The organism is Mucilaginibacter sp., from assembly GCF_036383575.1.
In the GTDB taxonomy this organism is placed as follows: Bacteria; Bacteroidota; Bacteroidia; order Sphingobacteriales; family Sphingobacteriaceae; genus Mucilaginibacter.
In genome coordinates this window covers 1-2663 of the sequence record NZ_DASVOB010000053.1, presented here as the reverse complement: position 1 = coordinate 2663, position 2663 = coordinate 1, and the positions used below count along the sequence as shown (strand labels likewise).

Sequence of the window (2663 nt, the reverse complement as noted above, 5' to 3'; positions counted from 1 at the left end):
AAAACATCCTTAATCGTAATCATGCAACAAAGTAACATAAAAGCTACTTTTGCAGCATGCTTGAACATGAAAAATATATGCGCCGCTGTTTGGAGCTTGCCCAGCTTGGCGCAGGTTATGTTAGTCCGAACCCTATGGTTGGCGCGGTTGTGGTTCACGATGGCAGGATAATAGGAGAGGGCTACCACCAGAAATATGGCCAGGCCCATGCCGAAGTTAATGCCATTGCCCAGGTTACCCAGAAGTTTGATAACTATGCTGAATTGCTCAAAAATTCAGCTATATATGTTTCGTTAGAGCCTTGTGCTCACTATGGCAAAACGCCCCCTTGTGCAGATCTGATCGTTAAGCACCAGATCCCAAAGGTAGTAGTTGGCTGCCGCGATCCTTTTGCCCAGGTTGACGGCAAAGGCATTGAAAAACTGCAAGCTGCCGGTATTGAAGTAATTACCGGTGTACTTGAACAGGAATGCCAATGGATTAACCGCCGTTTTTTTACCAAAGTACAAAAACACCGGCCTTATATTATTCTGAAGTGGGCGCAAACACAGGATGGCTTCTTTGCCCCTGCGGATGGCAACCAATTCTGGATCACCGGCCCCGAATCAAAAAAGCTGGTTCACAAATGGCGCAGCGAAGAAGATGCCGTACTGGTTGGCAAAAATACCGTATTGAGTGATAATCCTCAATTGAATACTCGTTACTGGGATGGCCCATCGCCTAAACGAGTGGTGATAGATAGGAAACTGGAATTAAATAACGGGTTGAATGTATTTGATCAGTCGGCCGAAACGTTGATATTTAACGAAGTTAAGTTTGATGTAGATGGCAAGAACAGGTACATAGCACTTGAGGATTTTGAACGCTTTGTGCCGCAATACATTTTATACCAGTTATACCTTCAGGATATTCAATCGGTTATTATTGAAGGAGGCGCACGTACGCTTGAGGCCTTTATAGAGGCTGGGCTTTGGGATGAAGCCCGGGTGTTTACCGGCGATAAAGTTTTGAACAAAGGCATAAAAGCACCGCAAATAACAGGTATACTTGCCGAGGAATATCCCGTAGGCGCCGACCGCTTGCAATTGTTATACAATAAGCCAGTTATATAAATGCTGTTCGTTTTTTTAAGTATTTGCTGTAGTGTTATCGTCTCTATTTTGCTGAAACTGGCAAAACGTTACCATGTGGATGTTTACCAGGCCATCACCTGGAATTACTCCATGGCTATTTTACTTACATGGTTCTTTTTTAAACCACAGCTGAATATTATTCAAAACGGGCCCGTTTTGAATTACCTGGCTTTGGGTATCCTTTTCCCTGCCATATTTGTGATCATGGCTACGTCGGTGCGTAAAGCCGGCATTGTGCGTACGGATGTGGCGCAGCGCCTATCCCTGTTCATTCCCATATTGGCGGCGTTTGTTTTATTTGGCGAAACTACTGGTACAATTAAGGCCATTGGTATTGTATTAGCTTTCATTGCTATTATCTGCTCTGTCCCCTGGCAAAAATCGGCGGGTAATAAGGTGGAAAAAGGTTCGTGGATTTACCTGTTAATTGTTTTCCTGGGCTTTGGCGTTATTGATGTGCTGTTAAAACAGCTTACCAAAGTAAGCAATGTACCTTTTACCACAGCCATATTTGTGATCTTCATTATTGCCTTTGTATTGACCTTCGCCGGTTTAGTTTACCAGGTATCTACTAAAAAAACAAAATTCTCCCTGCCTCAGATCATCATAGGGTGGATCCTCGGCATAGCTAACTTTGGCAATATCCTGTTTTATTTAAAAGCGCACCAGGCGCTGGCCAATAGTCCTTCGGCGGTGTTTTCTTCGGTAAACATTGGTGTTATTGTGGTTGGCACGCTGGTTGGTATCTTTGTATTTAAAGAAAAACTGAGCCTGCTAAACAAGGTCGGCATAGCTGCAGCCGTATTGGCTATTGTTATTATTTATTTCCCGCAAACATTGGGCTTCCTGCACTTGTAATATTTCTGAATGCTTTTTGACGATACTTATAAAACTATAGAAAACCCTGCCGAAGGTATCTTTCGCGACCGGGGCAGCAAATTCCTGGCTTATGCTTTTCCCATTAATTCTGAAAACGATATCAAGGCCATTGTAGCTCAGTTAAAATCAGAACATCCCAAAGCCAATCACCATTGCTGGGCCATGCGCTTAACTATTGATCGCTCCGTTTTCAGGGTTAACGATGATGGGGAGCCTTCTGGCACCGCAGGCAGACCAATCCTCAACATGCTTGTATCGAAAGACCTCACTAACCTGGTGGTCGTAGTTGTCCGTTATTTTGGTGGTACTTTATTAGGCGTTCCCGGTTTAATTAACGCTTACAAAGTTGCTACTGAAGAAGCATTAAGCCAGGCGGTTATCATTGAAAAAACAGTAAATGACGTTTACACTGTCTCGTTTGATTACCTGCAAATGAACGATATAATGCGTATTATTAAAGAAGAAAACCTTACTATACTTAACCAGGTTTTTGATAATAATTGCAGCATTCAGCTTTCCATTCGTAAAACACAGGTTGAACAGGCACTTTTTAAATTGAGCAAAGTGAGCGGTACAACGGTTAAGTATGATCATAGTATCTAACAGTTGAACTCCTTTACTTTACCAATCAGGGCACTGTTTTTGTGCCGA

3 protein-coding genes are annotated in these 2663 nt (G+C 42.9%); all 3 read left to right on the top strand.

What is annotated here, in order from left to right; translation table 11 throughout:
• Positions 1 to 56 precede the first annotated feature (56 nt).
• From ribD to VF500_RS01835, 3 genes are read left to right on the top strand one after another with little or no spacing between them, the layout of a single operon-like run.
• The gene (ribD, locus tag VF500_RS01845; protein ID WP_330858043.1) at positions 57 to 1112 is read left to right on the top strand and encodes a bifunctional diaminohydroxyphosphoribosylaminopyrimidine deaminase/5-amino-6-(5-phosphoribosylamino)uracil reductase RibD; all 1056 of its coding nucleotides are present in this window, start codon (positions 57 to 59) and stop codon (positions 1110 to 1112) included.
• Entirely contained in the window at positions 1113 to 1991 is an 879-nt protein-coding gene (locus tag VF500_RS01840) for an EamA family transporter (RefSeq protein WP_330858042.1), read from the top strand.
• Positions 1992 to 2000: 9 nt separating this feature from the next.
• Positions 2001 to 2615 (top strand): YigZ family protein, encoded by a 615-nt coding sequence (locus tag VF500_RS01835; RefSeq protein ID WP_330858041.1) that lies wholly within the window; start codon positions 2001 to 2003, stop codon positions 2613 to 2615.
• Positions 2616 to 2663: the final 48 nt, after the last annotated feature.